Source organism: Streptomyces spiramenti, assembly GCF_012034385.1.
Lineage (GTDB): Bacteria > Actinomycetota > Actinomycetes > Streptomycetales > Streptomycetaceae > Streptomyces > Streptomyces spiramenti.
The window spans coordinates 1-5,161 of record NZ_JAAVJB010000296.1; the positions used below are offsets into that span (position 1 = coordinate 1).

Genomic DNA, 5,161 nt, shown 5'->3' on the forward strand with positions numbered 1-5,161 from the left:
GGCGGGCAGCGAGCGCGGGGCGGGGGTGAGCGCGGGGCGGGGGTGAGCGCGGGGCGGGGGTGAGCGCGGGGCGGGGGTGAGCGGGGCGGGCTGGGACCGGGCGGAGACCGAAGGGCGGGCGGACCGGTGTCAGCCGTAGAGCGCGGGGGCGCCCCGGTCCAGCAGCGCCGTCCGGTACAGCTGGAGGGTCCACACCTCCTGCCGCACCGCGGCGGACCCCTCGTCGCGCTGGGCCTCCAACCGGCGTGCGGTCGACTCCAGTTCGGTGATGCGGTGTTCCACCGCAGCCAGCCGTACCTTGACCAGCAGCTCCTCCGCGTAGACGCCGACCTCCGGCTTGCGCCGTCGCGGAAGGTCCAGCGGTTCGACGGCCAGTTCGGTGACCAGGGCGCGTGCCCCGTCGTCGGGGGCCGCCTCCCTGATCCGGGCGAGGAAGGAGTCGTCCGCGGTCTCGGTGCCACCGGCGTCCGCGATGGCGCGGCGCGCCACCACGTAGGGCGGGCCGGTGAACTCGTCCTCACCGTAGGCGTCGAACACGGGGGCGACGAACTGCGGGAACTGGATCGCGACCTTCAACAGCTCCCGCTCCGCACGGTGCGCCGGGCTGCGGAGCTGGATCGCGGGCCCGCGCTCGCTGCCCGCCCCGCGCTCGCTGCCCGCCGCCGTCGCCACGACGGCGTTCCGGCAGGGGCAGGGGCAGGGGCGCCCGGTGCCACCGCGTGGCGCGCGGCACGCACGGTGCTACCGGCTGTCACCCGGGGACCGCGTGGCGTGTGTCCCGAACGTTTCTGCGACATGGCACCCGGGTAATCCAAGGGATGCGCGGGGTAACTGTCCTTTCCGGGACATGGGCGTGTACCGCGGGTGGGCGGGGCCGGCTCTTCTCCTCTCCGGTGTGGCGGCGGTGCCCCCTGACCGGACGCGACGACCTGGAGGTCGCTCAGTGCAGTCCCAGATTCTGTCCGCCCCGGCCCTGCTGGATGTGCCGGACCGCCCGCCCGCCCACCCGGCCGCCGAGCGGGTACCGCGGCAGCCCGGCGCCACCCGGACGGAGCGGGAGAGCCCCGGAATGCGTCCGGACGCCTCCGGTTCGGGGGACCTCCTGCGGCAGTACCTCCGGGAGATCGGCCGCATACCGCTGCTGAGCGCGGCGGAGGAGGTGGAGCTGGCCACCAGGGTGGAGGCCGGGCTCTTCGCCGAGGAACGGCTCGCCTCCACCCCACCGGCGGACGAACGGCTCGCCAGGGACCTGCAACGACTGGTCATCCGCGGTCGGCTGGCGAAGCGCCAGCTCATTGAGGCCAACCTGCGGCTGGTGGTCTCGGTGGCCAAGCGCTACCTCGGGCGCGGGCTCACCATGCTCGACCTCGTCCAGGAGGGCAACCTCGGGTTGATCCGGGCGGTCGAGAAGTTCGACTACACCCGCGGCTTCAAGTTCTCCACCTACGCGACCTGGTGGATACGCCAGGCGATGTCCCGTGCCATCGCCGACCAGGCCCGCACCATCCGGGTGCCGGTCCACGTCGTGGAGCTGATCAACCGCGTCATCCGGGTCCAGCGGGCGCTCCTCCAGGAACGCGGCCAGGAGCCGACGCCCCAGGAGATCGCCGTCCACCTGGGGCTGACCGCCGAGCGGGTGCGGGAGATCCTGCGTCTCGCCCAGGACCCCATCTCGCTCCAGGCGCCCGTCGGTGAGGAGGACGACGTCAACCTCGGTGACCTCATCGAGGACACCGACGTTCCCAACCCCGCCGAGTCCGCCGCCTTCCTGATGCTGCGGGAGCACCTCGGGTGCGTGCTCTCCACCCTCGGCGACCGCGAACGGCGGGTCGTGGAGCTGCGGTACGGCCTGGTGGACGGCCGCCCCCGCACCCTGGAGGAGATCGGCTGCCTCTTCGGCGTCACCCGTGAACGCATCCGGCAGATCGAGCACAAGACGCTCGGCAAGCTCCGCGGCCACGCCTACGCGGGACAGCTCAGGGGCTACCTGGACTGAGCATCGTCGCCCGCCCGCGCCGAGGGAGCACCGCCCGGACCGGACCGCCCGGACCGGACCGAGCGACCCGGACCGAGCGGTGCCCCGAACGCACGTTCAGCCGAAGGCTCCGGGGTGGTGCTCGTCGCGGACGGCGCGGAACTGCGTGCGGACCGCCCCGCTGGCCTCCGGTGACTCCGGGGGGTGCAGCTCACGGCCGGTGGCGGGCGCCCACGTCGGCGGGGCGTCGGCGGTGAGGGTGCCGTCGGCCACCCCCGCCGCCCAGGCCGCCTGCCGGGCGGCGCCGATCGCGGCGTAGTCCGCGTCGACCGGCACCACGACCTCGGCGTTCAGCAACCCGGGTGCCAGGGCCTGCACGGCCGGCAACTCGGCCGCGGCGCCCAGCAGGAACACCCGGTCGATCCGCACCCCCCGGCCGCGCAGCACCTCGGCGGCGTCCGCGAGACCGCAGAGCATCCCCTCGAACGCGGCGCGCGCCAGGTTCTCCGGCGCCATGCTCTCCCGACTCAGCCCGGTGAGGGTGCCGGCGGTGTGCGGCAGGTCCGGGACCACCTCGCCGGCCAGGTACGGCAGCAGCACCATCCCGTGGGCCCCGGGGGTCGAACGCAGCGCCAGTTCGGAGAGCTCCTCCGGCGACCTGCCCAGGAGATCGGAGGTACCGCGCAGCACCCGGGTGGCGTTGAGGGTGCGGACCACCGGCAGGTGGTGGCCGGTGGCGTCCGCGAGGGCCGTGACGCTGCCCCCGGTGTCGTGGAGTGCCGTGTCGTGGAAGGCGCAGACCGAACCGGAGGTGCCCAGCGAGATGACCGCGTCGCCGGGGCCGATGCCCAGCCCCAGTGCGGCGGCCATGGTCTCGCCGGTGCCGGCGGAGATCAGCAGCCCCTCCGGGGTGCGTCCCGCCGTGTCGGCGGGCCCGAGGACGTCGGGCAGGGCGACGTCGTGGCCCAGGGCCAGCTCGACGAGGTCCCTGCGCCAGCCGCCGCGGTGCGGGGACCAGAAGCCGGTCCCCGAGGCGCTGCCGCGGTCGGTGGTGAACCGCTCCGGGCGGCCCAGGAGTTGCCACACCAGCCAGTCCTGCGGCGCCAGCACGCCGGTCACCCGCGCGGCTGTCGCCGGCTCCGAGCGGGCCAGCCACCGGAGGTGGCTGACGGCGTGCGAGGGCCGGGGGACGGCGCCGACGGCCTCGATCCAGGCGGCCCGGCCGCCGAACTCGTCGATGAGGCTGACGGCGGCGGAGTGGCCGCCGTGGCGCGCGTCGGTCGCCGGGCGCACGGGGTGCCCCGCGGCGTCCACGGCGACCGTGCCGCGTTGCTGGGCGGTCACCCCGATCGCGGTGACGTCCTCCAGGACGCCGCCGCCCGCGGCGTCACCGAGGGCGAGCAGCCACCCGCCGGGTGACGACTCGCCCTCCGGGTGCGGCGCGTGGGCCTGCCGCAGCACCTCACCGGTATCGGAGTCACACACGACGATGCTGGTGTAGTCGGACGAACTGTCCAGACCGGCGACGATCCCCATACTCCCGATCATGCCCTATCGGTACCCCGCGGCGGGGGCCGCGGTCAGCCGCGTGCGCAGGGTCCGGTGGGGCCGGAGCGGAGGCGGGCCCGCGGCCGTCCGCTCCGGGACGCGGTCGCGCAGCAGTTCGTACTCCGCTCCGCACCCGCCGGGCCCCGGGCGGACGGGCCGCGGGGCGCCGTCCACCACTTCCTCCGGCCCGAACCCCTCGCGGACGGGACCGATCCCGGCCCCCGGGGCCGAGCCGGTTCCACCAGCGGTGAGCGACCCTGACGCCGGCGAGGTGGACCTCTCCGCGTACGGGGTCGCCGCCCGGCGGCTCGGGGAGGGCGAGGGTGGTGACGCCGCAGCGGTCGCGGGTGGGGCGTCCGGCCTCCGGTGCGGCCGGTGGGGGCAGGTCTCGGCGCGCCACTGCCCCGCACTGCTCGCTCGGTGCCGGTGAGGGGCCGCGGCTCCGTCATGGGGCGTGGCCCCGCCCTCCACCGCCTCCTTCTCCCGGCCGACGCACCCGCCGGACCCGTGCCTCCACCCGCCCCCGCGGCGGCGCCGGGTGGGAGCAGCCGCCGGCAGGGGAGCGGTCAGTCGGCGTCCGAGGGCTGGTAGACGAGGAGTTGGGTGCCGGCCGGGTTGGTCGCGGCGGAGACCAGGGTCAAGCGGCGCAGCGAGCCGTCCTCCGGGAAGAACCTCTTCCCGCCGCCCAGCATCACCGGCATCAGCATCAACCGCAGCTCGTCGAAGAGGCCGTGGGCGAGCAGGGTGCGGGCCAGGGTGGGGCTCCCCATGACCTGGATGTCGCCGCCCGGCCGCGCGCGCAGCTCCCGCACCCGCTCCAGGACCTCGCCCCCGGGGATGCGGGTGGTGTTCCCCCAGGTCAGCTCCTCCTCCCGGAGGGTCCGGGTGACGACGTACTTCCGCACCTCGTTCATCCGGTCGGCGAAGGGGTCGCCCGCGCGCTCCGGCCAGGCCGCGGCCATCGTCCGCCACGTCCGGCGGCCGAACAGCAGCGCCTCGGTGTCCTTCATCGCCCGGTCCACGAACCCGCCCACCATCTCGGGGTCGAAGTAGGCGTGCGACCAGCCGCCGTGGGCGAAGCCCCCGTCGGTGTCCTCCTCCACGCCGCCCGGCGCCTGGACCACGCCGTCCAGGCTGACGAACTGACTCACGACGATCCGCATGGGGCTCCTCCGCACTCGGCCCGGGGCCTCCCCGGGGCTCCGGGACGGAGACTGCCACGGACCACTGACAGCGGCCCGCCGGTGCCGCCGGACGGAGCACAACCCGCCGTCGCAGGGGTGGCCGTGGGCCTGCCGGGCGTCGGGTCGGGCGTGTCGGACCACCGCAGGTGGGTGACGTTCGGTGTCCGCTTTCGCCCCTTCGGTGACCTGACAGGTCTTCACTTGCGCTTTTCGAACACATGCTCGAAATTCGAAGGGTGTGGACAGTACCGACACCCCCCGAGACGGCCGCCGCACGCGAGGGCGAGGCCCCCGTGTCGGCGCTGGGAGCGCTGCTGCCCGGGGGCCGACTGCGCCCCGGCACGGCCGCCAGCGCGGGCGGGGACATACCGCTGCTGCTGGCGCTGGCAGCCGACGCGGTGACCGCGGGCAGGCAGGCCGGCCGCACCGGGCCCGTCGGCTGGGCCGCGGTCGG

The 5,161-nt window shown here is 75.3% G+C and carries 4 protein-coding genes and 1 pseudogene; 2 read left to right on the forward strand and 3 right to left on the reverse strand.

Annotation, left to right across the window (positions count from 1 at the left end; genetic code table 11):
- Positions 1–129: 129 nt before the first annotated feature.
- A complete protein-coding gene (locus HCJ92_RS21930) occupies positions 130–672 on the reverse strand; it encodes a hypothetical protein (RefSeq protein ID WP_167935344.1) in 543 nt (180 codons plus the stop codon).
- A 175-nt stretch (positions 673–847) separates the two neighbouring features.
- On the opposite strand from HCJ92_RS21930, the gene HCJ92_RS21935 reads away from it, so the two are divergent.
- Entirely contained in the window at positions 848–1,996 is a 1,149-nt protein-coding gene (locus tag HCJ92_RS21935; RefSeq protein ID WP_420824756.1) for an RNA polymerase sigma factor, read from the forward strand.
- A 96-nt stretch (positions 1,997–2,092) separates the two neighbouring features.
- On the opposite strand, the gene HCJ92_RS21940 is transcribed toward HCJ92_RS21935, so the two are convergent.
- Positions 2,093–3,511 carry an FGGY family carbohydrate kinase gene (locus HCJ92_RS21940; RefSeq protein WP_167935347.1) on the reverse strand — a complete coding sequence of 473 codons (1,419 nt, stop codon included), beginning with the start codon at positions 3,509–3,511 and terminating at the stop codon, positions 2,093–2,095.
- A gap of 578 nt (positions 3,512–4,089) precedes the next feature.
- Complete coding sequence (locus tag HCJ92_RS21945; RefSeq protein ID WP_167935345.1) at positions 4,090–4,686, reverse strand: dihydrofolate reductase family protein; 597 nt, start codon at positions 4,684–4,686, stop codon at positions 4,090–4,092.
- Between the two features lie 257 nt (positions 4,687–4,943).
- On the opposite strand from HCJ92_RS21945, the pseudogene HCJ92_RS21950 reads away from it, so the two are divergent.
- Positions 4,944–5,161: pseudogene (locus HCJ92_RS21950) on the forward strand (hypothetical protein); the annotation flags it as partial.